Annotated in this window: 24 protein-coding genes and 2 pseudogenes; 13 read left to right on the top strand and 13 right to left on the bottom strand. The window is 60.9% G+C overall.

The genetic code is table 11. From position 1 onward, the window contains the following. Positions 1-290: 290 nt before the first annotated feature. Positions 291-425: pseudogene (locus HBN98_RS22010) on the top strand (LysR family transcriptional regulator); the annotation flags it as partial. A 3-nt stretch (positions 426-428) separates the two neighbouring features. Here HBN98_RS22010 and HBN98_RS22005 read toward each other — a convergent pair. Further along, positions 429-1,598: an acetyltransferase domain-containing protein gene (locus HBN98_RS22005; protein WP_083368808.1), complete on the bottom strand. Its 1,170-nt coding sequence runs from the start codon at positions 1,596-1,598 to the stop codon at positions 429-431. Between the two features lie 181 nt (positions 1,599-1,779). Between HBN98_RS22005 and HBN98_RS22000 the strand changes: the two genes are divergently transcribed. Beyond that, the gene (locus tag HBN98_RS22000; protein WP_083368807.1) at positions 1,780-2,376 is read left to right on the top strand and encodes a paraquat-inducible protein A; all 597 of its coding nucleotides are present in this window, start codon (positions 1,780-1,782) and stop codon (positions 2,374-2,376) included. Further along, entirely contained in the window at positions 2,373-3,062 is a 690-nt protein-coding gene (locus HBN98_RS21995; RefSeq protein ID WP_083368806.1) for a paraquat-inducible protein A, read from the top strand. Before HBN98_RS22000 ends, HBN98_RS21995 begins: the two co-directional genes overlap by 4 nt. Here the strand turns inward: HBN98_RS21995 and ydiJ are convergent. Beyond that, positions 2,995-6,021: a D-2-hydroxyglutarate dehydrogenase YdiJ gene (gene ydiJ / locus HBN98_RS21990; RefSeq protein ID WP_083368805.1), complete on the bottom strand. Its 3,027-nt coding sequence runs from the start codon at positions 6,019-6,021 to the stop codon at positions 2,995-2,997. The genes HBN98_RS21995 and ydiJ overlap by 68 nt on opposite strands. A 159-nt stretch (positions 6,022-6,180) precedes the next feature. Between ydiJ and HBN98_RS21985 the strand changes: the two genes are divergently transcribed. Next, positions 6,181-7,065, top strand: a complete 885-nt coding sequence (locus HBN98_RS21985; RefSeq protein ID WP_064587948.1) for a LysR substrate-binding domain-containing protein — start codon at positions 6,181-6,183, stop codon at positions 7,063-7,065. Between the two features lie 191 nt (positions 7,066-7,256). Here HBN98_RS21985 and HBN98_RS21980 read toward each other — a convergent pair whose 3' ends face one another. Further along, positions 7,257-7,862, bottom strand: coding sequence for a DUF6338 family protein (locus tag HBN98_RS21980; RefSeq protein ID WP_083368804.1), 606 nt, complete (start codon positions 7,860-7,862; stop codon positions 7,257-7,259). Between the two features lie 322 nt (positions 7,863-8,184). Continuing rightward, positions 8,185-8,520: a hypothetical protein gene (locus HBN98_RS21975; RefSeq protein ID WP_064587950.1), complete on the bottom strand. Its 336-nt coding sequence runs from the start codon at positions 8,518-8,520 to the stop codon at positions 8,185-8,187. 186 nt (positions 8,521-8,706) lie between these two features. Between HBN98_RS21975 and HBN98_RS21970 the strand changes: the two genes are divergently transcribed. Further along, positions 8,707-8,946: a hypothetical protein gene (locus HBN98_RS21970; RefSeq protein ID WP_083368803.1), complete on the top strand. Its 240-nt coding sequence runs from the start codon at positions 8,707-8,709 to the stop codon at positions 8,944-8,946. A gap of 59 nt (positions 8,947-9,005) precedes the next feature. On the opposite strand, the gene HBN98_RS21965 is transcribed toward HBN98_RS21970, so the two are convergent. Beyond that, positions 9,006-9,203: a hypothetical protein gene (locus HBN98_RS21965; RefSeq protein WP_064587952.1), complete on the bottom strand. Its 198-nt coding sequence runs from the start codon at positions 9,201-9,203 to the stop codon at positions 9,006-9,008. A 223-nt stretch (positions 9,204-9,426) separates the two neighbouring features. Here HBN98_RS21965 and HBN98_RS21960 point away from each other — a divergent pair, with 223 nt between their 5' ends. Further along, positions 9,427-9,789 (top strand): NUDIX hydrolase, encoded by a 363-nt coding sequence (locus tag HBN98_RS21960; protein WP_083368802.1) that lies wholly within the window; start codon positions 9,427-9,429, stop codon positions 9,787-9,789. A gap of 4 nt (positions 9,790-9,793) precedes the next feature. Here HBN98_RS21960 and HBN98_RS21955 read toward each other — a convergent pair whose 3' ends face one another. The 3 genes from HBN98_RS21955 to HBN98_RS21945 form a co-directional block, all read right to left on the bottom strand. Further along, positions 9,794-10,033: a DUF1652 domain-containing protein gene (locus HBN98_RS21955; RefSeq protein ID WP_064587954.1), complete on the bottom strand. Its 240-nt coding sequence runs from the start codon at positions 10,031-10,033 to the stop codon at positions 9,794-9,796. A 110-nt stretch (positions 10,034-10,143) separates the two neighbouring features. Then, entirely contained in the window at positions 10,144-11,043 is a 900-nt protein-coding gene (locus HBN98_RS21950; protein ID WP_083368801.1) for a polysaccharide deacetylase family protein, read from the bottom strand. A gap of 131 nt (positions 11,044-11,174) precedes the next feature. Continuing rightward, on the bottom strand, positions 11,175-12,122 hold the full coding sequence (locus HBN98_RS21945) for an ABC transporter substrate-binding protein (protein ID WP_083368800.1): 948 nt from the start codon (positions 12,120-12,122) through the stop codon (positions 11,175-11,177). Between the two features lie 289 nt (positions 12,123-12,411). Between HBN98_RS21945 and HBN98_RS21940 the strand changes: the two genes are divergently transcribed. The 4 genes from HBN98_RS21940 (at position 12,412) to HBN98_RS21925 (ending at position 15,556) form a co-directional block, all read left to right on the top strand. Then, positions 12,412-13,398 carry an aliphatic sulfonate ABC transporter substrate-binding protein gene (locus HBN98_RS21940; RefSeq protein WP_083368799.1) on the top strand — a complete coding sequence of 329 codons (987 nt, stop codon included), beginning with the start codon at positions 12,412-12,414 and terminating at the stop codon, positions 13,396-13,398. 60 nt (positions 13,399-13,458) lie between these two features. Beyond that, entirely contained in the window at positions 13,459-14,301 is an 843-nt protein-coding gene (locus HBN98_RS21935) for an ABC transporter permease (protein ID WP_083368798.1), read from the top strand. 48 nt (positions 14,302-14,349) lie between these two features. Next, positions 14,350-15,030 (top strand): SOS response-associated peptidase, encoded by a 681-nt coding sequence (locus HBN98_RS21930; RefSeq protein ID WP_083368797.1) that lies wholly within the window; start codon positions 14,350-14,352, stop codon positions 15,028-15,030. A gap of 253 nt (positions 15,031-15,283) precedes the next feature. Beyond that, complete coding sequence (locus tag HBN98_RS21925) at positions 15,284-15,556, top strand: hypothetical protein (protein ID WP_083368796.1); 273 nt, start codon at positions 15,284-15,286, stop codon at positions 15,554-15,556. Positions 15,557-15,780: 224 nt separating this feature from the next. Here the strand turns inward: HBN98_RS21925 and HBN98_RS21920 are convergent, their stop codons facing one another. Further along, on the bottom strand, positions 15,781-15,924 hold the full coding sequence (locus HBN98_RS21920) for a hypothetical protein (RefSeq protein ID WP_169841381.1): 144 nt from the start codon (positions 15,922-15,924) through the stop codon (positions 15,781-15,783). Positions 15,925-15,990: 66 nt separating this feature from the next. After that, positions 15,991-16,166, bottom strand: a pseudogene (locus tag HBN98_RS21915) (AzlD domain-containing protein); the annotation flags it as partial. Between the two features lie 72 nt (positions 16,167-16,238). Between HBN98_RS21915 and HBN98_RS21910 the strand changes: the two are divergent. Next, positions 16,239-16,625 (top strand): DUF2784 domain-containing protein, encoded by a 387-nt coding sequence (locus tag HBN98_RS21910; protein WP_083368795.1) that lies wholly within the window; start codon positions 16,239-16,241, stop codon positions 16,623-16,625. Here the strand turns inward: HBN98_RS21910 and HBN98_RS21905 are convergent. Further along, on the bottom strand, positions 16,622-17,149 hold the full coding sequence (locus tag HBN98_RS21905) for a DUF3087 domain-containing protein (protein ID WP_083368794.1): 528 nt from the start codon (positions 17,147-17,149) through the stop codon (positions 16,622-16,624). The genes HBN98_RS21910 and HBN98_RS21905 overlap by 4 nt on opposite strands. 222 nt (positions 17,150-17,371) lie before the next feature. Here HBN98_RS21905 and ppnN point away from each other — a divergent pair, with 222 nt between their 5' ends. Together ppnN and HBN98_RS21895 are read left to right on the top strand one after the other, a co-directional pair. Beyond that, complete coding sequence (ppnN, locus tag HBN98_RS21900) at positions 17,372-18,745, top strand: nucleotide 5'-monophosphate nucleosidase PpnN (protein WP_083368793.1); 1,374 nt, start codon at positions 17,372-17,374, stop codon at positions 18,743-18,745. Positions 18,746-18,921: 176 nt separating this feature from the next. After that, positions 18,922-19,656, top strand: a complete 735-nt coding sequence (locus tag HBN98_RS21895; protein WP_083368792.1) for a substrate-binding periplasmic protein — start codon at positions 18,922-18,924, stop codon at positions 19,654-19,656. 133 nt (positions 19,657-19,789) lie between these two features. Here the strand turns inward: HBN98_RS21895 and HBN98_RS21890 are convergent, their stop codons facing one another. Beyond that, complete coding sequence (locus HBN98_RS21890; RefSeq protein ID WP_083368791.1) at positions 19,790-21,184, bottom strand: FAD/NAD(P)-binding protein; 1,395 nt, start codon at positions 21,182-21,184, stop codon at positions 19,790-19,792. Further along, on the bottom strand, positions 21,185-21,748 hold the full coding sequence (locus HBN98_RS21885; protein ID WP_083368790.1) for a helix-turn-helix domain-containing protein: 564 nt from the start codon (positions 21,746-21,748) through the stop codon (positions 21,185-21,187). It abuts the gene before it with no gap. Positions 21,749-21,765: the final 17 nt, after the last annotated feature.

Raw genomic sequence — 21,765 nt, 5'->3', positions numbered from 1 at the left:
ACCTGAAGGAGCTGCGGCACGCTGCGATCTTTTGATTTTGATTTTGCAGATCAGGATCAAAAGATCGCAGCCTCGTTTCACTCGACAGCGCCTACAGGTTGTTACGCAGCTTGTTGTTGCGACTCAGTAACCATCCGCCTCTTGCTCAACAGCCCCAGCACTAACGTCACCGACGTTGTACAGGCTCAGATTGAGCATCGGGTGTTTGACGTGCCTTTTAATGATCACGAACAACACCAGCAACACGGCCGAAGCACTTAGCAGACCGACCACCAACTGATTGCCCCGTGGGACGTCTGATTCAGGTGTTGGCCGACTGGTGCCCTTACTATCCGGGCCTGCATTTGTATTACCCGAGCCGGCGCCATGTACCGGCACCGCTCAAGGCTTTTATCGACTTCGCGCGCGAGCGCGGTGGCCAATAGGGCTTACAGATATTTCAGCCAGGCAATGTCGCGACGCCGCGCCTTCAGCGACGAAAACCAGCGCACCGCCGGGTACAGCGCCAGCGCCAACAATACCGACATCAGCCATATCGCCGGCACCGAATCGAAGCCGAAATAGCTTCCGTGGTTAAGGCCAAACAGCGCCACGGCGATCAGATAAAGCACCTTCAGCACGTACAGGTGCAGCAGGTAGAAAAACATCGGTGCCGAACCGAACACGCACAGCCAGCGGATCCAGCGCCGCGTCTGGAACCTTTCAAACAGCCGCAACAACAGCAGTCCCACACCCAACGTCAGGGTGATGAACAGCAGCGATGGCGGGTACTTGGTGATGTTGAAAAACGCCATCAACGTTTGCACGGTCGTGTCGTGCAGTGCCCAAGGTTTTTCGCCATAACCGTTGAGCAGCCGCAGCCCGACGAAGCCCAGCAGACCGGCGACACCCGCCAGCAACAGGCAGTGCTGACGGATCCCCGCATCGGCCGCCCGGGCGAACCACGGGCCCAGCGCATAACCCAGGCCGATCACACCGATCCACGGCAACAGCGGATACGAGGTGCGCAAGCGCAAGCTGTCGCCGGCGTCGATCCAGCCGCGGTCATGCAGAATCGCCCATGGCACATGCAATGCCGAGTCCGCTGCGAAATGCAGCCCATCGAGCAGGTTATGCCCGGCAATGATCGCCAGACTCAGCGTCAGCAACAGCCCGCGCGGCAGCCAGACCAGCAGCGACAACGCGATCATGCTCAGACCAATCGCCCAGATGACCTGCAGATAGATCACGCTCGGCGGCAACTGAAACGTCCACGCGAAATTCACCAATGTGAATTCCAGCACCACCAGAAACAGCCCACGCTTGAACAGGAAGGCACTCACGTCAGCCTTGCCCGCATACTTCTCGCCAAACAGCCACGCAGACAGTCCGGTCAGAAACACGAACACCGGCGCGCACAGATGCGCCAGCGTGCGACTGAAAAACAATGCCGGCTCGGTGTTGGCGATGTCCATCGGGTCAGACACCTGACGGTGCAGGAGAAACGTCTCACGCACGTGGTCCAGCAACATGAACAGGATCACCAGACCTCTCAACGCATCAATGGACAGCAGGCGGCCGGTCGGCGCCGGGGTGGAGCGAGCAAACGCAGTGGTCATGGACATTTCGCCAACAAGTAAATGAATCAGGGGATCGCAACCGCACGACCCGCCAAAAATTGGCGTTACTCTATAACATTAAAAGTCGATTCCCAACCCAAACGACATTTGCCCAATCACGTCAGGCTTCTATAGTGATCAGGCGCCCCCTGCCCTTTGCGCCTGCTGTCGAGCGTTGCCCATGACCTCAACCGAACACCTGATCATCTGCGAGCATTGCGATTGCGTGTACGAAAAAGTCGCGCTCGCCAAACACCAGAAAACCCTCTGCGTGCGTTGCGGCGGCGTGCTGCAGCGCTATAACGGCCTGACCGTCGAGCAGCGCCTGGCCTTGAGTTTCACTGCGGCGATGCTCTGGCTGTTCGCCAACTTCTATCCGGTGATGAGCATCAGCATGAAGGGCCTGAAAAACAGCGCGACGCTGTGGGATTCAGTGCTGGCGCTGAGTCAGGGGCCGATCACGTTCATGGCGATGGTCGCGGCGATCTCGATCATCATCGCCCCGGCGTTTCAACTGGTGCTGTTGATCTGGGTGCTGTGTTTCGCCATGTCCTCGCGGCGCGCGCCGGGGTTCAGGGTGTGTATGCGCTGGCTGGAAACTCTGCGCCCGTGGAGCATGCTTGAAGTGTGTCTGCTGGGGGCGATGGTCGCGGTGTTCAAACTGGCCGGGCTGCTCGATGTGCTGCCGGGTATCGGCCTGTTCGCCCTGGCGGTGCTGAGCCTGATGATGATCCGCATCGCCGGGCGCGATGTTCGGGATCTGTGGGACATTCTATGAAGCGACCCGCGACCGCCAGCGAACTCAACCTGTGCCTGTGCCACAGCTGTGGACTGGCCTGCGACATGACCGACGAGCCGCATGAGTGCCCGCGCTGCGAGGCGCCCCTGCATCGACGCAAGCCCAACTCGCTGACGCGCACCTGGGCCTACCTGTTCGCCGCGCTGGCGTTTTATGTGCCGGCCAATCTGCTGCCGGTGATGAACACCGTGATGCTCGGCAACGGCGCCGACAGCACGATCATGAGCGGCGTGCTGGAGTTCTGGGAAGGTGGCGCGTGGGACATCGCCCTGATCATCTTTATCGCCAGTATCGCGGTGCCGGGAATCAAGTTCGTCGCGCTGACGCTGCTGCTGGTCACCGTGCAGCGCGACAGCGGCTGGGCGCGCCGTGAGCGTTCGAAGCTGTTCCGGTTCGTCGAGCTGATCGGCTATTGGTCGATGCTCGACGTGTTGGTGGTTGCCCTGGTCGCGGCACTGGTGAAGTTTCAGGCGCTGGGCGATATCGAACCTCGCCCGGGCATCCTGTTTTTCGGCATGGTGGTGGTGTTCACCATGCTCTCGGCGATGAGTTTCGACCCGCGACTGATCTGGGACAACGCCCCGGACGACGAGCCGCTCAGCGACGCAGCACCTCAAGCAACACCTGCAACGGATGGCGCAACGCCCGATCCGACTGGCGCTTGACCTGACTGCGGCATGAGTAACCGGTGGCCAGCGCTTCGCCGCGCTCGGCCGGCGCTTCGACCTGACTGGCCCAGGATTGCTCGTAGATCACCGCCGAGGTTTCGCGGTTGCGCGCCTCGTGGCCGTAAGTGCCGGACATGCCGCAGCAACCGGTGGCCTGGGTCGCCAGTTTCAACCCGACCCGTTCGAACACCTGCTCCCACTGCCGGGTTGCCGCCGGCGCATTGGTTTTCTCGGTGCAGTGCGCCAGCAAACGGAACGACTGGGCTGTGTCAGCGCAGGCCCGTTCCGGCATCACCTTGAGCAGCCACTCCTGAACCAGCGCCACTTCCGGGCACGCCTGCATACCGGGCACTTTCAGGTATTCCTGGCGATAGACCAGGGTCATCGCCGGGTCCAGCCCCAACAACGGCACGCCAACATCGGCCAGTTCGCGCAGTTGCCGGGCGTTGCGCAACGCCGCGCGGTTGAACGCCGAGAGGAAGCCCTGCACGTGCAGCGGCTTGCCGTTGGCACTGAACGGCGCCAGATACACCTGATAGCCCAGCCGCGACATCAGCTCCAGCAGATCCGCCAGCAACGGCGCCTCGAAATAACGGGTGAACGCGTCCTGCACCAGCACCACACTGCGTTCGCGCTGGGCCTGGGTCAGCGCCGAGAGCTTGGCCACCGTCGCCGGCTGCACATTCCAGCGACGCAGCGTCGCGTGGAAATCAAAACGGCTGAGCAACGGCACGTCGACCATGCCGCCAAGACGTTCCAGCAGGTTGCGAACCAACGAGGCGCCCATCAAACCGTTGTACAGCGCCGGAATCCGCGCCATGTACGGGATGCTGTATTCCAGCGAAGCGATCAGATAATCCCGCGCCGGGCGCAGATAACGGGTGTGATACAGCTCGAGAAACCGCGAGCGGAATTCCGGCACATTGACCTTGACCGGGCACTGCCCCGCGCAGGACTTGCACGCCAGGCAACCGGCCATGGCGTCGTAAACCTCATGGGAAAAGTCCGCATCCTGCGTGCGGCTGTTGCGCCAGCGCGTCCACACGCTGCTGAAAAACGCCGGCCGGCGGATCGCATCGGCCAACACGTCGACGCCTGCCTCACCTTGCAAACGCAGCCATTCGCGGATCAGCGAGGCGCGGCCCTTGGGCGATTGCGCACGCTCGCGGGTGGCCTTCCACGACGGGCACATGGCGTCGTCGGGATCGAAGTTGTAGCAGGCGCCGTTGCCGTTGCAATGCAGGGCAGCGCCGTAGCTTTGCCAGACTTTTTCGTCGATCTGCCGATCCAGTTCGCCGCGCAGGGTCACCTCGTCGATCTTCAACAGCTGCGCATCGCTGTTGGCCGGGGTCGCGATCTTGCCCGGGTTGAACTGGTTGAACGGGTCGAACGCGGCTTTCAGTGCCTGCAGCGCCGGGTACAACTCGCCGAAAAACGCCGGCGCGTATTCCGAGCGCAGACCTTTGCCGTGTTCACCCCACAACAGACCACCGTAGCGCTGGGTCAGCGCCGCCACGCCATCGGACACCGGACGCACCAGCGCCGCTTGCTGCGGATCTTTCATGTCGAGGATCGGCCGTACGTGCAACACGCCGGCATCGACATGGCCGAACATGCCGTACTGCAAACCGTGGCTGTCGAGCAGCTCGCGCAACTCGGCGATGTACTCGGCCAGGTGCTGCGGCGGCACCGCCGTGTCTTCGACAAACGGCTGCGGCCGCGCTTCCCCGGCAACGTTGCCAAGCAGGCCCACCGCGCGTTTGCGCATGCCATAGACCTTGTTCACCGCCGCCTGCCCGACCGCCAGCGTATGCCCGAGGCGTTCGACCGTGGTGTCGCTGCTCAAGTGTTCGAGGAAGGCTTCGACCCGGCGCTGCAGATCATCAGGATCATCACCGCAGAACTCCACCAGGTTGATCCCCAGTGTCGGCCGTTCGGCACTCTGCGGGAAGTATTCGGCGACGCCGTGCCAGACGATGTCCTGCATGGCCAGCAGCAATACTTTGGAGTCGACGGTTTCAATCGACAGCGGCTTGAGCGCCATCAGCGCCCGGGCATCGCGCAACGCATCCATGAACCCGGCGTAGCGGATGTTCACCAGCATGGTGTGTTTGGGAATCGGCAGCACGTTGAGCTTGGCCTCGACCACAAACCCCAGCGAACCTTCGGCGCCGCACAGCACGCTGTTGAGGTTGAAGCGATTGTCGGCCTCGCGCAGGTGCGCCAGGTCGTAGCCGGTCAGGCAGCGGTTGAGATCAGGAAAGCGTTGCTTGATCAGTTCGCCCTGCTCATCAATGATCTGCCGCGCGCAGCGATAGACTTCGCCGATCCGGTCTTCGCGGGCGCATAGCGCTGCCAGATCATCTTCGGCCAGCGCTTCGCCGTGCAGGCGCTCGCCGCCGCGCAGAACCATGTCGAGCTCCAGCACATGGTCACGGGTCTTGCCATAGGTGCAACTGCCCTGGCCGCTGGCGTCGGTGTTGATCATGCCGCCGACGGTGGCGCGGTTGGAGGTCGACAGCTCCGGGGCGAAGAACAGCCCGGCAGACTTGAGCGCAGCGTTGAGCTGGTCCTTGACCACCCCGGCCTGCACGCGCACCCAGCGCTCTTCGACGTTGATCTGCAGAATGCGGTTCATGTGCCGCGACAGGTCGACCACGATGCCGTCGGTCAGCGACTGACCGTTGGTGCCGGTGCCGCCGCCACGCGGGGTGATCACCACTTTCCGGTAAGCCGGCTCGGCGATCAGGCGTGCAACCCGCGCCACATCCTCGGCGTCCATCGGGAACACCGCCGCTTGCGGCAGGCGCTGATAGATCGAGTTGTCGGTGGCAAGCACCACGCGGCTGGCGTAATCGGCACTGATCTCGCCACGGAAGCCGCTGGTTTTCAGCGCGTTGAGGAACTGCTGGTAATCGGCGCTCAATGCGCTGGCGGGCGACAGCTGGGCAATCATCGGTCGGTAAATCTCGGTCAAAATCGGGCCGTGTGGCGGTAAACAGTTGTGTGCAACGAATGATTGCGTCACGCTCCCGCCATCTCATGGTGCTTATGTTCATTGCTTGGCGCCGTGGGGACAAGCGTAAAATCGACCCGCAATCCATGACTAAAACGAATGAATCCACGCACCCTCACCCCGTCCATGTCATTGTTGCTGGCTTTCGAGGCCGCCGCGCGCCATGAAAGCTACACCCGCGCCGCCCACGAACTGTCGCTGACGCAGAGCGCGGTCAGCCGCCAGGTGCAGATTCTGGAAAAGATGCTCGGCATGCGCCTGTTCAGCCGTGAAGGCCGGCAAGTGGTGCTGACCGATGTCGGACGCATGTATCAGCGCGAACTGGCCGAAGCCCTCGGGCAGATCCGCAGTGCGACGTTGCAGGCGATGGCGTTTGGTTCGGGCATTCACAGCCTGCGTCTGGCGACGCTGCCGACCTTCGGCTCGAAATGGCTGCTGCCACGCCTCAAGGATTTCTACACCGCGCACCCCGGCATGACCGTGCACTTGCATTCGCGAATCGAAGCGATCGACTTCGACACCAGTGAGATCGACGCTGCGATCTGTGTCGGCGCCGGTGACTGGCCAGGGCTGAGCGCCCTGCCCCTGCACACTGAAGAACTGGTGGTGATCGCCAGCGCGCAGTTGTCGGCAGCCGAACGGCTGGACGCTGAACAACAGATTGCCGGCCAGCTGTTGCTCAATGTCAGCAGCAACGCCCAGGCCTGGGCGGAATGGTTCACCCATCACGGCTTACCGCACCGCAGCATGCGCATCGGGCCGAGCTTTGAAATGACCTCGCACCTGATTCAAGCGGTGCGAGCGAATATCGGTGTGGGGCTGGTGCCGCGGATTCTGGTGGAGGACGAATTGCTTAACGGCGAGCTGCTGCAACTGGGGGAACCGATCACCAGCCGGCGCAGCTATTACCTGGTGTATCCGCCACGTAATGAGGCGTTGCCGTCGTTGAAGGCGTTTCGGGATTGGTTGGTGGATACGCTTTGACCGCAGATCCCATGAATGCATGACATAACAAAACGCCGCTCGATGAGCGGCGTTCAGTCAATCTTTATACTGGCGTTTTAGCGGTGGCGGCGCACTCGGCCCTTTGACAAGGGGCTTGGCCAGCAATTTGCCATCCGGGCCATAAAAGAGGCGCCTGACGCTAGGTGGCATGGGAGTAGGCTCTTTTGCGCTCATGGTGAAACCTCTTCGACAGAACTGAATTCGACCCACTGAACTTTCGATGAATCTATCACTAATAATTCGGCGCCAAAAGGCAACGCCACGCCATCCTCCCCCAACCAGCCTGGATTAAGCATGATGAACTGTCCCTCCAGGGGGCCGGAAGGCCACTCGATGGGCCAGCCGAACAATCGCCTTTCATCGGTCAAATGCAGCGTTACCAGCCGATTGTGGCGGACAAACGTGCTGTACCACTCGCTGGGATAAGAGTTTTTATTGGTTACATTTTTACTTCGTAACCATTTGTGCAACTTGTCATTCGAGGCCAGCGCACACGATAACAAGCCGAGTCCCGTTGAAACCATAAACGCCCACATAGCCTGGGCTTTGCCATCCCATTTCCCTACAGAAAAGCCCTTCGAGCCTATCCATAAGGCAATAGCCCCGATCCCCAACACCACCCCATGAATCACAAACGTAAAAATCAACGCCTGCACAATCTGCCCAAACGTGTCAGGTCGCTTGAATGCGGTGAGCGTATAAAAAATCCAGGTCGAGACAAACCCGGGGATGAGGTATTGCAACAGCGGAATCACTTCTTTGACCAGATCATCCATGATCCAGGGCTCCTTGAAAGACTTGCCGGCCCGATAAGTGACCGGCAATCCAAGCCTAGTGCAGACTGAAAAAATGCCGCCGCCCAACTGTCACAGCGCATTACGCACGCCGCTAAAACTTATGCATCCTGCAGAATCAGATCAGCCCCTTTTTAACACCAGGGTTTGCGAGAGCTGTAACCATTAAAAATCATGGGGCCATGAGTTTTTTTCATAGCCTTGCAAATGAACAACGTGGCTTGCGCAAAACACAAAAAAAAGCAGAAACCGTTGCTCCGGTTTCTGCTTTTTTGTCGCTGGCTGTCGTAACTGAAGACGTGCGTTACAGGCAGTCACGCACCGATTTGCGCAACGACCCGGACTTGGCCCATGGCGGTCCCTGATACAGGGAAACGCGGCTGCCGTCCTTGTATTTGATGATGTCGAGAATCTCGTCAGCGGTGACGAGGCTCGGCGCGGTGATGCGATAGCCGTTGGAAATCGACGTCTGCGTGGTCTTCGGTATGTCCTGCTGCCACAACGGCAACAAGCACGCGGCATAGTCTTTAGGCGCCTTGGTGGTGGTCTTGCTGAGGTTTGGCTCGCCCGGTACCAGCGATGCGGGTAATGAGCAACCTGCCAGCAATGCCAACGCCAAAATCCCGATCCATATCCGCATGGTGTTTCCCTGATCTGAAAAAACGCGAATGTACCGTGTTACCGGGCGCACTTCCATCGTGGCACGACGTCCGCAAGGGTATTTGGACAAACATTTACATCCGATCAGCCCAGTGGCAGACGAGCTGTACGTCGCCGGCGAAAAATGCGACTACTCTGTTCTACCGAGAATATTCCGGAGGTGATCATGCGGCTCAATCCATACGAACACGAACTTCAGCGCGACCTGCAGGCCGTTGCATCGGATCTGCGCTGGTCGGCGGTCGACCTCAAGCGCATTGCCGAACAACTGCGCAAGAGCGGCAACGAAGCAGATGCCCAGGCGGTGTTGAGGTCTTGCGAGGTCCTGCAAAGTGATGAAGAACGGTTGCAGTTGTACGCCAGGGAAGTGAAGACGCGCTCCATCAGCCGAATCAAAATTCACTGACTTCCCCTCCGTTCACAAAAAGCCCCGGCATCGACCGGGGCTCTTTCGTTAGATGGATTTCAAGACTCGGTGTGACTTTGCGCCCGCGCCGAGCGTTGTTTGTAACCCGGCAACGTGGCGGCGTACGCCAGCGCCTCCTCTCTGCTACCAAATGAAGCAAGCCGGTCGCCCTGGGTACAAACCCGCCATGGGCCGTTGTTTACGCTGAGTACGTCGTAGCCGTTGATGTGCATCTTGTTCAATACAGGAATGCTCATGGGCACCTCCTTTTTTGCCAACGATTGATTCAGCCCTACCGTTTTACCTTACACCTTGCTGCCAGCAATGTGCCGACCGGGTGTCGCGACCGCCAGGCGCCCAAGCGCTGGCACTTTTCGTTCGACCCGATGCTCCAAACTTCGACGGAACCTTCAATCCGCGAAGCGGCTCGGATATTGCAGATTTATTTCACTTTTGTGACAAGTGGCAAACAGGTAACAGATGAAAATACGCGCCACCGTCATTTGCGAACAGGATCGACACATTCTCCTGGTGCGCAAACCCCGATGCCGCTGGACATTGCCCGGCGGCAAAGTCGAGCCCGGTGAAAGCAAAGCCGGGGCGGCAACCCGCGAGTTGCAGGAAGAAACCGCGCTCGATGCGGAGCAGATGTTGTACCTGATGGAGTTGCACAGCGGCAGCACCCAGCATCATGTCTACGAGGCCTCGGTGCTGGACTTTGAGCAATTGCGCCCGCAAAACGAAATCACCGAATGCATCTGGCATCCGCTGGATGCGGTGCAGAATCTGCCCACCAGCGACGCGACGCTGCGCATCGTGCAGGCGTTTCAGCGACGCTTGTAGGGTTTCAACCGGCGAATGCCCGGCGCCCGGCGCTCATCTCCGTGCGCAACTCGCCAATGAAGTTGGAAATATCGCGGATCGTCACCAGATGTTCCGGCGACACGCCATTGAGCAACAACTCGACTCGCCCGGAGTCAGGCTCGTACACCTTGATCCGCAACAGTCCCTGCACTTGTGTGCATTCGCATTCAAGCGACGGAAAGCCGGATTCGACTATCCGGCAGATGTCGTCAATGGCTAGCATGGGGCGCACGCCTCGCAGGCGATGAGTCGGTCGACCGGTTGAGCATAGATGAGCGCTCGACAACCTGCCGCCCCGGCAACTGCCAACCCGATCACATATTTGACGCAGCCTCAGTGGGCGTCATGGTCCCAAATCCAGTTCCAGATTCCCGGCAATTGCACCGCCTCCGAACTCTGCTGAACCGTGCGCGCCAACGCCGCTCTCTGCAGCGCCGCGTGGTCGTCGTAAAACGGCTTGTCCGCCAGTCGCACGCCCGTGGCGGCGGCACTGTCGAGGAAGATTTGCAGGTATTCGCGGGTGTGCCGTGCGGTGTAGCGGTTGAGGTCATGAAAGGTCACCACCACCGGAATTACCCCGTCCACGGTGGGAAATTCGCCGAGGGCAATCCGCTCGCGCACTTCCGACAGCTGGCGCAGCATGTTCGCCCGACGCCTCGGGCTGGCGTTGAAGCCCCAGATCTTGCCGTCGTTGGCGCTCAAATCGGTCAACAACACATGCAAGCCGTGTTGCTGATAGGCGGCGAAGGTGCGCTTGTCGTAGTTCCAGAACGGTGGACGCAGCAAGACCGGCACGGCCCCGGTGATCGCCGTGATATCGGCCGTGCCGTTGGTCAACGACTGTTCCAGTTCCTGCGGGTCGAGCGAACGATGATTGGTGTGCCAATGGGTGGCGGTGTGGAACCCCAGGATGTGCCCTTCGGCGTGTTCGCGACGCATGATGCCGCGACCAATCTCACTGTTGCCGGCCCGGGGTGCGCGGGTCTGTACGAAGAACACCGCTTTGATGTCCGCTTGCACCGGGTTGACCTTGAGACTGTCGAGCACCGTCGCCGACGGGTTCCACAAGCTCGAAGCACTGGGACCGTCATCGAACGTCAGCAGGAAGCGCACCGGCGCCTGGGCCTTGAGGCGGGTTTCGGTTTGCGCGGTCAACTCGACGGGCGCGGCAATGCAGCCGGCCAGCCCGAGCGCGATGGCCGCTGCACAAAGAAGCTTGAACGCGTATTTCATGTTTTGCCTGGCACCTGACCGTTGCGGTCCTGTTGTCGTCTGGCAAAACTCCGTCGCCCTGATCCATCCCTGCGCCCGGCTGTGCGAGCCCGGGTGGGATAGGTTACACAGGGTTTGGTTCCAGCGCTCGCTCAGTCAGCCAGGGCGTGCTGGAACGAGGTGTCGATGATCCCGGCGGTGGCCAGCGGCGCCGGCAATGCCTTGACCTTGAACAGGAAGTCCGCAGTGCTTTGCAGGTCGGCCGCCGCCTGTTGATCCACCGGTCCGACACTCATGTGCGCCTGGCGCAACCAGTGCCGCGACACTTGCTGATCGAGGTTGGCCTTCTTCGCCCACAGGTCAGCGTATTCGTCGGTATGGCTGTCGACCCAGGCTCGCGCCCGTTTCAAACGTCCGAGAAAATCGGCAATCGCTTCACGTTTGCTGTCGATTGATGGCGCCGACGCGGCAATGGCACTGAGGCCGGGCATGAGGTTCTTCGCCGTGAGAATCGGCCGTGCCCCGGAAAACACGATTTGCTGCGAGATGTACGGTTCCCACACCGGGAAGGCATCGATGCTGCCCTGGGGTAACGCCGCCGCGGCATCGATCGGCATCAACTTGACGAAGTCGACGTAGTTCTCCGGCAAACCGCCCTGCTCCAGCGCGCGCAAGGTCAGTTGCTGACTCCAGGCGCCGGGCCAATAGGCGACCTTTTTGCCCTTCAGGTCGGCGATGGTTTTCACCGGTGAATCTTTCGGCACCAGCAACGCGATGGTGTCCGGGTTCTGCCGCGACACCCCGATCAGTTTCACCGGCGCCTGTTTGGCGGCGAGAAACAGAAAACCGGAGTCCCCGAGAAAGCCCAGATCCAGCGAGCCGGTCTGCAACGCTTCGGCCAATGGCGCAGCGGCCTGGAAATGTTTCCAGTCGACGCTGTACGGCGCGTCTTTCAATACCCCGGAAGCCTCGATCGAGGCGCGGATGTTGTAGTAGTTCTGATCACCGACGTGCAGGACCAACGGCTCAGCAGCGTAGGAAAGCGGTGTGGTGAACAGTCCAGCAATCAGTGTCATGCGGAGGAATCTGGAGAGCTTCATGGCGGGTCCTGCGATAGATGTTGCATAGACCATAACGCTCTTGATGGACCATTTTAAATTCGATTAATGCATAAGCTCAGCACCCTGAATGCTCACTGTTCGCGCGGCAACAGCCCCTTGGCACACTGTTGTTCCGGCAACAGTTGAACGTCGCCAGAACGGGACGAACTCCCGTAAATACGGGCCTCCGAACACATGGCACAGAGCCTGCAATATTCCATTCATGCAGGACGCAGCTGATAAAAATATCTTTTTGGACATAAAAACAGTGCCTTTGCCGGAGCGCCCCATGACATCGTTCTTACCGTTTTCCCGTCTCAAAACGCTGCTGGTCGCCAGCGCTATGGCGCTGAGCCTGCAGCCGCTGGCCCACGCAACCGAAGCGGCGCCCGCCGAGGTGCATCTGGATTACGCCTATTACTCCCCGGTGAGTCTGGTGCTCAAGCATTTCGGCTTCCTCGAAAAAGCCCTGCCGCAAACCAAAGTCAGCTGGGTACTCAGCCAGGGCAGTAACCGTTCGCTGGAATACCTGAATAGCGGCGGCGTCGATTTCGCCTCCAGCGCCAGCCTCGCCGCCGTGCTGAGCCGCGCCAACGGCAGCCCGATCAAATCGGTCTACGTCTACAGCCGCGCCGAATGGACGGCTCTGGTGGTGCGCAAAGACTCGCCATATCAGAGCATCGCCGATCTCAAGGGCAAGAAAATCGCCGCCACCAAAGGCACCGATCCTTACCTGTTCACCCTGCGCAGCCTGCAACAGGCCGGGCTGAAGAAAGACGATGTGGAGCTGGTGCACCTGCAACACCCGGATGGTCGTACTGCGCTGGAAAAGGGTGACGTCGATGCCTGGGCCGGGCTCGATCCGCACATGGCCGCCAGTCAGGTGCAGTCCGGTTCGCGTCTGCTGTATCGCAACCCGGCGTTCAACAGCTATGGCGTGGTCAGCGTCACCGAGCAGTACGCCAAGGAACATCCGCAAACCATCGACACGGTGATCAAAGCCTACGAGCAAGCGCGGCAGTGGGCACTGAAGAACCCGGACGAGTTCGCCGCCCTGCTCGCCAAGGAATCCGGTCTGCCGCTGGACGTGGCCAAACTGCAACTGTCGCGCACCGACCTGAGCAGCCCGCAACTCACCGCCAACGACGTGCAGGCATCCAAGGCGGCGGCGCCGATTCTGGTTTCCGAGGAGCTGGTGCGGCGCGGGGTAAATGTCGATCAAGTCATCGATCAGTTGCTCGACAGCGGTGTGCAGCAAGCCGTCGCCCGCCAGTAACCCAGCAGACTCACCGCGAACCCGCGCCTGACGCGGTTTCGTGGTGAGCGGAGCCCTCGTATGACCACACGCAGTAATGAACTGCCCGCGCCTCGAACGTTGCCGAGGCCGCGCCCTTCCCCCCTCAACCCCACATGGCGACGGCGCCTGAAAGGTCTGGCGTTGCCGCTGCTGATCGTGGTCGCCCTGGAATTCATCGTGCGCATCGGCTGGCTGCCGTCTTACCAAATGCCCGCACCCAGTGAAATCGCCCTGACCCTTACCGACCTTGCGCAAGGCGCACTGTGGAAACACATGGGTGCCAGCCTGATCCGCGTGTTGCTCGGGTTCGCGATTGGCGCCAGCCTGGCCCTGGTGTTTGCCGCCTGGGTCGGTCTGAGCCGCGAGGCCGAGGCGTATCTGGAGCCGACGTTCGCCGCGCTGCGTTCGATTCCGAGCCTGGCCTGGGTGCCGTTGTTGCTGCTGTGGCTGGGCATCGACGAAACGTCGAAAATCGTCCTGATCGCCATCGGCGCGTTCTTTCCGGTTTACGTCAATGTGGTCGCGGCAATTCGCAACATCGATCGCAAACTGGTGGAGGTCGGACGCATCTATGGCTTCAGCCGCTGGCAACTGGTGCGGCGGATTCTGCTGCCCGCCGCCCTGCCCGGCCTGTTCACCGGGCTGCGCAGCGGCATGAGCCTGGCGTGGATGTTTCTGGTGGCCGCCGAGCTGATCGCCGCGACCAAAGGGTTGGGCTATCTGCTCAGCGACGGGCGTGAAACGTCACGGCCGGACATCGTGCTGGCTGCGATCATCGTGCTCGCCTTGCTGGGTAAACTCAGCGACGGTTTGCTCGCAGTAGTGGAACGCCGCTGGCTGGTCTGGCGCGACACGTTCACCGGTCAGGAGGCGAAGGATTGATTGGCCAGCGCCAACTAAGCTGAAAGCGTCCAACCGGAGATTCGGCTCATGTGCGGAAGACTCTCGCAGTACCGCGGCATTCACGACTTCGTCGCGGTGCTGAGCATTCCCGATGCGCTGATCAATCACGTCGGCGACGCGCCGCTGGATCGCTACAACGCGGCGCCGACCACTGCACTGGCGGTCCTGCATCAACACGAGCAACAGGTCTGTGCCGACAACCTGCGCTGGGGCTGGCGCCCGCACTGGGCCAAAGACCGCGCCGCGCCGATCAACGCCCGCGTAGAGAAAGTCGCCCACGGGCCCTTTTTCCGGGCGATCTGGCGCCAGCGGCTGATCGTGCCGATCGACAACTGGTTTGAATGGGTCGATACCCCGGACAGCGGACGACAGCCGTGGCTGATCCGACGGGCCGACCACGGGCCGGTTTTCTGTGCGGCCATCGGCCAGTTTCCGACACCCGGCACGCAGGCCCGGGAAGACGATGGTTTCGTGATCATCACCGCCGACAGTGCCGGTGGCTTGCTCGATATCCATGATCGACGACCGATCGTGCTGTGCACCGAACTGGCGCGCGAATGGCTCGACCCGGCAACACCCGTTGAGCGTGCTGAACAAATGCTGCTGTTCGAGGGCGAAAGCAGCGAAGCCTTCGCCTGGCACAAGGTCGACAAGGCGGTTGGCAATTCACGTAATCAAGGCGCCCAACTGATTGAAGCAATCACCTGACAATCCCCTGCGCTTACGCGCTTCTTCAGATGACGCAAGATCTTTACAGGTGCTGTTTCAATGCTGAGACAACCGGAAGAAAACAGTCGTTTGAGCGAAATAACCGCCTGTCTGACATTTCAACCGTCATACATACTTTTACATTCGCTACAGCTAGCATGCGCGCCGCATTTCCAATTGGCATACCAGTTGACCAAAGAGTCAAGAAACCAGGAATCCCCTACAACTTTAACAAGCCTTGCAGAGAACTAAGTTGCGCGACGATTTTGCAATCAAACAGGCCAACGGCCTGGAGTGTATCTATCTGTCCATGACAGAACGCTTTCAACTCGACTGTTTTATCGGCCACTACATCAAGACCCGAAACCTGCGTTCAGTGCCGGACATCGAACGCATCCTGCGCACCACCCTCGAAAACTATCCCGGCCACCCACCGGTGATGGTCAACGAACTCAATGCGTGGATCGACAGGACCCTCGGCTACCGGGCGTCACACCCGGACTTCTCGAAGCTGGAAGACCTCTGAACAACGAAAAAGCCCCGCAATCGCGTAATGCTGTTCACTTAAGAAATTTTGCGTTCAATTGAAACCCGTGGCGAGGGAGCTTGCTCCCGCTGGGTCGCGAAGCGGCCCCAAAAGAGGGACTGCTACGCAGCCCAGCGGGAGCAAGCTCCCTCGCCACAGTCACAGTGTCGGGCTTAAATGAACAGCATTATCGCAATCGCGGGGCTTTTTTTTGCAAAACGGCTTTAGAACTTCACATCGGGCCCTGTGAGTTCCTTGTCATCATCGTGCTTCCAGGTCTGCTCCTTGCGCTTTTCACGCTCGATCTCTTCTTCGGTCGGTTCATCGACATCTTCGTCTTCATCCACACGCTCTTGCTCAGTCGTCATGTCCACCTCGCTCTGGATAAAAGCCACCTGAATCCTTTAAGCGTAGAACAATTTTACCGTTGCAACTTACAACCACCCGCGCAGTAAAAAGCAAAACGCACTGCTCAACAGCAGGCTGAGCAAAGTATTACGGGTGTACAACACCGTCCGATCGCCGCCCGCGAACTAAGCAAATATAGTTTGTCCCACTGCAAATTGAACACGATGCGCCCACAGATTGCCGCCAACATTCCCGGTACGGCATTAAATCGCAGCGCCCCGGGGTCGCTGTCGGCGTACCATGGAGCCCTTCACAATCGCGTCAGGGAGACGACATGCTGTACCGAATCGCAGCCGACGGGCTGGTGCTGTTTCATCTGTGCTTCATTTTGTTCGTGCTGTTCGGCGGGCTGCTGGTGCTCAAGTGGCCGCGTGTGATGTGGCTGCATTTGCCGGCGGCGGTATGGGGCGTGGCGGTCGAGGTGTTGCACTTGACCTGTCCGCTGACCTACTGGGAAAACCTGATGCGCCACGCCGCCGGGCAGACCGAATACGCCGGCGGCTTCATCGAGCACTACATCTGGCCGATCATCTACCCCGCCGGGCTGACGCCGCAGATCCAGCTGGCATTGGGCAGCGTGGTGCTGGTGATCAACCTGCTGGTCTATGGTCGCCTGATCCGCGCGTGGAAACTGCGCCGCGCCAGCCGTATCCCGTTTTAACCCGCAGCCGGTTTCAACGCCGTCAGCCAGGCCGGATCCAGGCGTTTCTGGTCGATCTCCAGACCCAGCGCCTGCATCCGCTCTTTATGCGCCTCGACTTCCCGGTGCAACTGCGCATGATCGCTGGAGTTGCCGTCGAGTTCGTGCATCTGGGTCAGCCCCAGATGGTAGAAACGCAGCACCTTCATCGCCGTCGGATCGTTTTGCTCGACCGCCGCTGTCACCTGATGCATCACATTGGTCACGCTCATCAGACTGCGCTTGAGCCGCCAGCTGTAGACCGCCGGCGCCATCCACGCCTGATGCCAGAACTGCCCGCGCATCAGCGCCGCCGTCAGCAGCAACGCGACGAACACCCCGCCGACGTTGAAGCGCAGATTATCCCCGCCGGGTTCGCCGAACAGCGCCACCGCCGCCGTGGAAAAACCCATCGCCAGCACCAGGAACAGCACGGCAATGATCAGCGTGCTGCGGCGGGTCTGCTGGCGAAACGTTGCTGCGTCCATCGGCTGGATCTCGAACATCGGGCATGACTTCCTTGAGCGATAAAAAGGGCAACGGAAAAAACTCGCTGGGCATTATCGCCTCTGTGCGCGATTTAGCTATGCTGGGGGCCCTTTTCATCTTTTCAGCGTCCAACGGGGACATGGCGGTACAGCGCAGATCGTGCCATCTTCATTCATGGATACACACTATTCGGATGCCATCCGCCGGTTTGGGGATGACATCGTTTTAAGGATCATTGCATGACCCAACGACACGTAATCAATGCCTCGGTCAGCCCGAAAGGCAGCCTGGAAACCCTTTCTCAACGTGAAGTTCAGCAACTGAGCGAAGCCGGATCCGGCAGCACCTACACCCTCTTCCGCCAGTGCGCCCTGGCCATCCTCAACACCGGCGCCCATGTCGACAACGCGAAAACCATTCTGGAAGCCTACAAGGACTTCGAAATCCGCATTCACCAGCAGGATCGCGGCGTGCGCCTGGAACTGCTGAACGCTCCGGCCGATGCTTTCGTCGACGGTGAAATGATCGCCAGCACCCGCGAGATGCTGTTCAGCGCCCTGCGCGACATCGTCTACACCGAAAATGAACTCGACAGCCAACGCATCGACCTCAGCACGTCGCAAGGCATCAGCGACTACGTCTTCCACCTGCTGCGCAACGCGCGCACCCTGCGCCCGGGCGTCGAGCCGAAAATCGTCGTGTGCTGGGGCGGTCACTCGATCAATACCGAAGAATACAAATACACCAAGAAAGTCGGCCACGAACTGGGCTTGCGCAGCCTCGACATCTGCACCGGTTGCGGCCCCGGCGTGATGAAAGGCCCGATGAAAGGCGCGACCATCGCCCACGCCAAACAACGCATCCACGGTGGGCGCTACCTCGGCCTGACCGAGCCGGGCATCATCGCGGCCGAAGCGCCGAACCCGATCGTCAATGAGCTGGTGATCCTGCCGGACATCGAGAAGCGTCTGGAAGCGTTCGTCCGTGTCGGCCACGGCATCATTATCTTCCCGGGCGGCGCCGGCACCGCCGAAGAGTTCCTGTACCTGCTGGGCATCCTGATGCACCCGGACAACGAAGGCCTGCCGTTCCCGGTGATCCTGACCGGGCCGAAACATGCCGCGCCGTATCTGGAACAACTCGACGCGTTCGTCATCGCCACCCTCGGCGACGCGGCCAAGCAGCATTATAAGATCATCATCGACGACCCGGCCGAAGTCGCCCGGCAGATGACCGCCGGCCTCAAAGCGGTGAAGCAGTTCCGCCGCGAGCGCAACGACGCGTTCCACTTCAACTGGCTGCTGAAGATCGACGAAAGCTTCCAGCGTCCGTTCGATCCGACCCACGAAAACATGGCCAATCTCAAGCTGCACCGCGGCCAGCCGCCCCACGAACTGGCGGCCAACCTGCGTCGCGCGTTCTCCGGGATCGTGGCCGGCAACGTCAAGGACAAGGGCATCCGCCTGATCGAAGAACACGGGCCGTACCAGATCCGCGGTGACGCGGCGATCATGCAACCGCTCGATGCGCTGCTCAAAGCCTTCGTCGCTCAGCACCGGATGAAACTCCCGGGCGGCGCGGCGTACGTGCCGTGCTATCGCGTGGTGGCGTAACCCGCACCGCTGACGCACCTCCTGTGGGAGCCAGCCTGCTGGCTCCCACAATTGTTTTGGCTGATCCCGGCGCTGCCAAACAGCCTTTGTTTCTGACACAAAAGCCCCGTACATTCCTCACGACAGCCACCCTCGGCCCGTACTAAGCTTCGCGATCAATTGTTCAGGGACGATTCATGAAACGGATTGCCGCGTGCCTGCTGTCACTCCTGGCCCTGGCGGCCAATGCGGCGGATCTGCAACTGCTCACCGACAACCACCCGCCCCTGCATTTTCAGCAAGGCGATCAACTGGTGGGTTACGGCGTGGATGTGGTGCGCGCCCTGGCCGCACAGGCCGGCGACCGCATCAGCCTGCAACAAGTGCCGTTGCTGCGTGCCCTGCGCACCGCCAGCGAAACCCCGAATACCGGCGTGTTCACCGTCCTGCGGAGCGATGAGCGCGATGAACGCTTCCAATGGGTCGGGCCGCTGATCGAAGTCGAAACGGCCCTCTACGGTCATGCCTATAACCAACCACGCGTACGCTCCCTGCAGGAGGCTGATCAGGCGGGTCGCATCAGCGTGCCGCGCAAATGGCTGATCTACAGCTACCTGCAAGAGCAAAACCTGAAGAACCTCGAAGGCGTCGAAACGCCTGAGCAGATGATGCGCCTGTTCAGCCTCGGCAGGACCGACTTCGTGGTCTCCGACACCCTGTCCACCGCCGCACTGGCCCGAACCCAGGGCATGGAACCGGGGCGCTTGCAGTATCAGATCCCGCTGCGGCATCAGGACACTTACATTGCCTTCTCGCTGCAGACCGATCCGCAGCAGGTCGCGCGCTGGCAAAAGGCTCTGGAAACCTTGCGCGCCGATGGCAGCCTGGAGCAGATCCGCCAGCGCTGGCTGATGAATGCGCTGCCGAGATGACTGAGCTGCCCCGTTCAACTGTAGGAGTGAGCCTGCTCGCGATAGCGTCAGCCCCTTCAGCAATGAGGTGACTGACCCACCGCTATCGCGAGCAGGCTCACTCCTACAGGGATCTGTGCAAGTCGGTCTGCTTTCAATCCACCAGCCGCGCCGCCAAAGCTTTCGCCTGCAACGCCACATCCGTCACCGCCGTACTCTCCCACCACATCCCGCGCAGCGGTGGCCCCATGGCGAACAATCGGCTGCCGGCCTGCCCTTCGGCATCCAGCACGGCACCGTCCACCGCCGCCGCAATCCCCAACGCCAACGGCCCCGGCTGCACCAGTCCGCGCGCCAGCAACTGCTGCGGCAGCGGCCGCGCAACGCGGCGCCAGTCGTACTCGATGCCGCTGGAATTGATCAGCGCCGCCCCGTGCACCACACAGGTGTCGGCTTCACCACGGCGTCGAAGGCGAATACTCACACCAGCGCCCGACGCAGGCTCAAGCCCCTTGAACGACGCCGCCTGAATGCGCAATCGCCCGTCTCGCTGCAGACGCTCGACCAACGCGGCACTCAGCGGCGGCGAACGGTGATGATGGCTCTCCCACCACGGCCGCACATGCCGTACGAATTGTCGCCGCTGCACGTCAGTGGCCTGGCTCCACAGCCGTCCGATATGTGCGCGCACGGTGTCCAGCGGCGCCTGCCAGTCAATGCCCTGGGCGATGGCATCCCGGCATTGCCTGCGCAATTCACCCAGCAATTGCCGGGGCGTGCGGATGCTCGGGTCTTCGGCGAGAAAATCCACCCACGTCGGCGGTTGCCGGCGCACGTGGGGCAACAGACCATGACGGGAAAACACTTCGATCGGCCCGCGATGGCCGGCCTGTTCCAGCGAAACCACCGCATCGACCATGGTCAGCCCCGAACCGATGATCAGCACCGTCGATTGCGCATCGAGCTGGCGCATGGCCGCGACATCCCACGGATCGAGCGCGGCGGCATTCAGGCCACTGGAGTTTTTCTGCGGCGTGCGAGCGGCCGGGAACATGCCGGTGGCGAGCACCGCGTACGCAGCGCTCAAGCGCCGGCCATCGTTCAAGGTCAGCTGTACCGAATCGACAGCGGTTTGCAGATCGACCACTTCGGCACAGACATGCTCGAGCGTCGAACCCTGCTGCGCACCCACGAGCCGCGCCTGCGCCAGACGCTGTTGCACGTACACGCCAAACAGGCCGCGCGGCGGAAACAGCTCACTGACCGGCACCTTCTGCTCGGCAGACTCGGGCCAGCCACCGTCGGCAATGTGCGTGGTCAGCCATTGGGTCAGGTCATCGGGGTTGTCCGGGTCGACACTCATCCGCGCCGCATTGCCGTTCAGCGTATGGCCCAGTTCGACCGCGCTGTAGGCTTCGCCGCGGCCGAGTTCGGCGCGCGGTTCGATGATCAGGATCCGGCGCTGGCCGGGGCGCCGCAACAATTGCACGGCCAGCATCGTGCCGCTGAGGCCACCGCCGATGATCAGGATGTCTGCACGCTCACTCATTCAAATCACCACGTTACGCACAAACCGCGTCGCCACATCGCCGTCGTTGCGATAGCTGTGCGGCTGATTGCTGGCAAACATGAAAAACTCGCCGGTGGCGATCTGCTGCCGTTGCTCACCGAGCATCAGGGTCAGGCAGCCTTCGAATACGTAGATCTGCTCGCTCCAGCCATCGGCGTCCGGTTGCGAGGGGTAAACCTCGCCCGGTTGCAGACACCACTCCCACTGCTCGACCTCGCGGGTGGCGGTGGCCTTGGACAGCAGCACCGCTTTGCTGCCGGGGATCGCGCCGGCCCACGCGACTTCATTGATGCGGCTCGGGTCACGGGCGTCGGGGGCCTGGATCAGGTCGCTGAACGCCACATCGAGGGCTTCGGCGACGCGGTCGAGGGTGGTCAGGCTGACATTCTTTTCCCCGGCCTCGATCGCCACCAGCATGCGCCGACTGACGCCGGACTTTTCGGCCAGCGCGGTCTGGCTCATGTCGGCCGCGTGGCGCAGGCGCCGAACGTTCAGGCTGACGTGTTGCAGGACGGACGCCCGTTGGCTGGAATCTTTGTGCACTATATTGCTCACTCGGT

It is taken from the genome of Pseudomonas koreensis (assembly GCF_012986595.1).
GTDB classification, from domain to species: Bacteria; Pseudomonadota; Gammaproteobacteria; order Pseudomonadales; family Pseudomonadaceae; genus Aquipseudomonas; species Aquipseudomonas koreensis.
The sequence above is the reverse complement of the archived record's forward strand: the minus strand, read 5'-3'. Positions and strand labels throughout refer to the sequence as shown.

Excerpts from the sequence above, each read along its gene's own strand:
- HBN98_RS21905 (WP_083368794.1), bottom strand. The coding sequence starts at position 17,149 with ATGTTCGAGATCCAGCCGATGGACGCAGCAACGTTTCGCCAGCAGACC.
- ydiJ (WP_083368805.1), bottom strand. The coding sequence starts at position 6,021 with ATGATTGCCCAGCTGTCGCCCGCCAGCGCATTGAGCGCCGATTACCAG.
- HBN98_RS21970 (WP_083368803.1), top strand. The coding sequence starts at position 8,707 with ATGCGGCTCAATCCATACGAACACGAACTTCAGCGCGACCTGCAGGCC.
- HBN98_RS21895 (WP_083368792.1), top strand. The coding sequence starts at position 18,922 with ATGAAACGGATTGCCGCGTGCCTGCTGTCACTCCTGGCCCTGGCGGCC.
- HBN98_RS22005 (WP_083368808.1), bottom strand. The coding sequence starts at position 1,598 with ATGACCACTGCGTTTGCTCGCTCCACCCCGGCGCCGACCGGCCGCCTG.
- HBN98_RS21985 (WP_064587948.1), top strand. The coding sequence starts at position 6,181 with ATGAATCCACGCACCCTCACCCCGTCCATGTCATTGTTGCTGGCTTTC.
- HBN98_RS21995 (WP_083368806.1), top strand. The coding sequence starts at position 2,373 with ATGAAGCGACCCGCGACCGCCAGCGAACTCAACCTGTGCCTGTGCCAC.
- HBN98_RS21950 (WP_083368801.1), bottom strand. The coding sequence starts at position 11,043 with ATGAAATACGCGTTCAAGCTTCTTTGTGCAGCGGCCATCGCGCTCGGG.
- HBN98_RS21965 (WP_064587952.1), bottom strand. The coding sequence starts at position 9,203 with ATGAGCATTCCTGTATTGAACAAGATGCACATCAACGGCTACGACGTA.
- HBN98_RS21920 (WP_169841381.1), bottom strand. The coding sequence starts at position 15,924 with ATGACGACTGAGCAAGAGCGTGTGGATGAAGACGAAGATGTCGATGAA.
- HBN98_RS22000 (WP_083368807.1), top strand. The coding sequence starts at position 1,780 with ATGACCTCAACCGAACACCTGATCATCTGCGAGCATTGCGATTGCGTG.
- HBN98_RS21960 (WP_083368802.1), top strand. The coding sequence starts at position 9,427 with ATGAAAATACGCGCCACCGTCATTTGCGAACAGGATCGACACATTCTC.
- HBN98_RS21930 (WP_083368797.1), top strand. The coding sequence starts at position 14,350 with ATGTGCGGAAGACTCTCGCAGTACCGCGGCATTCACGACTTCGTCGCG.
- HBN98_RS21890 (WP_083368791.1), bottom strand. The coding sequence starts at position 21,184 with ATGAGTGAGCGTGCAGACATCCTGATCATCGGCGGTGGCCTCAGCGGC.
- HBN98_RS21940 (WP_083368799.1), top strand. The coding sequence starts at position 12,412 with ATGACATCGTTCTTACCGTTTTCCCGTCTCAAAACGCTGCTGGTCGCC.
- HBN98_RS21935 (WP_083368798.1), top strand. The coding sequence starts at position 13,459 with ATGACCACACGCAGTAATGAACTGCCCGCGCCTCGAACGTTGCCGAGG.
- HBN98_RS21975 (WP_064587950.1), bottom strand. The coding sequence starts at position 8,520 with ATGCGGATATGGATCGGGATTTTGGCGTTGGCATTGCTGGCAGGTTGC.
- HBN98_RS21945 (WP_083368800.1), bottom strand. The coding sequence starts at position 12,122 with ATGAAGCTCTCCAGATTCCTCCGCATGACACTGATTGCTGGACTGTTC.
- HBN98_RS21980 (WP_083368804.1), bottom strand. The coding sequence starts at position 7,862 with ATGGATGATCTGGTCAAAGAAGTGATTCCGCTGTTGCAATACCTCATC.
- HBN98_RS21955 (WP_064587954.1), bottom strand. The coding sequence starts at position 10,033 with ATGCTAGCCATTGACGACATCTGCCGGATAGTCGAATCCGGCTTTCCG.
- HBN98_RS21910 (WP_083368795.1), top strand. The coding sequence starts at position 16,239 with ATGCTGTACCGAATCGCAGCCGACGGGCTGGTGCTGTTTCATCTGTGC.
- ppnN (WP_083368793.1), top strand. The coding sequence starts at position 17,372 with ATGACCCAACGACACGTAATCAATGCCTCGGTCAGCCCGAAAGGCAGC.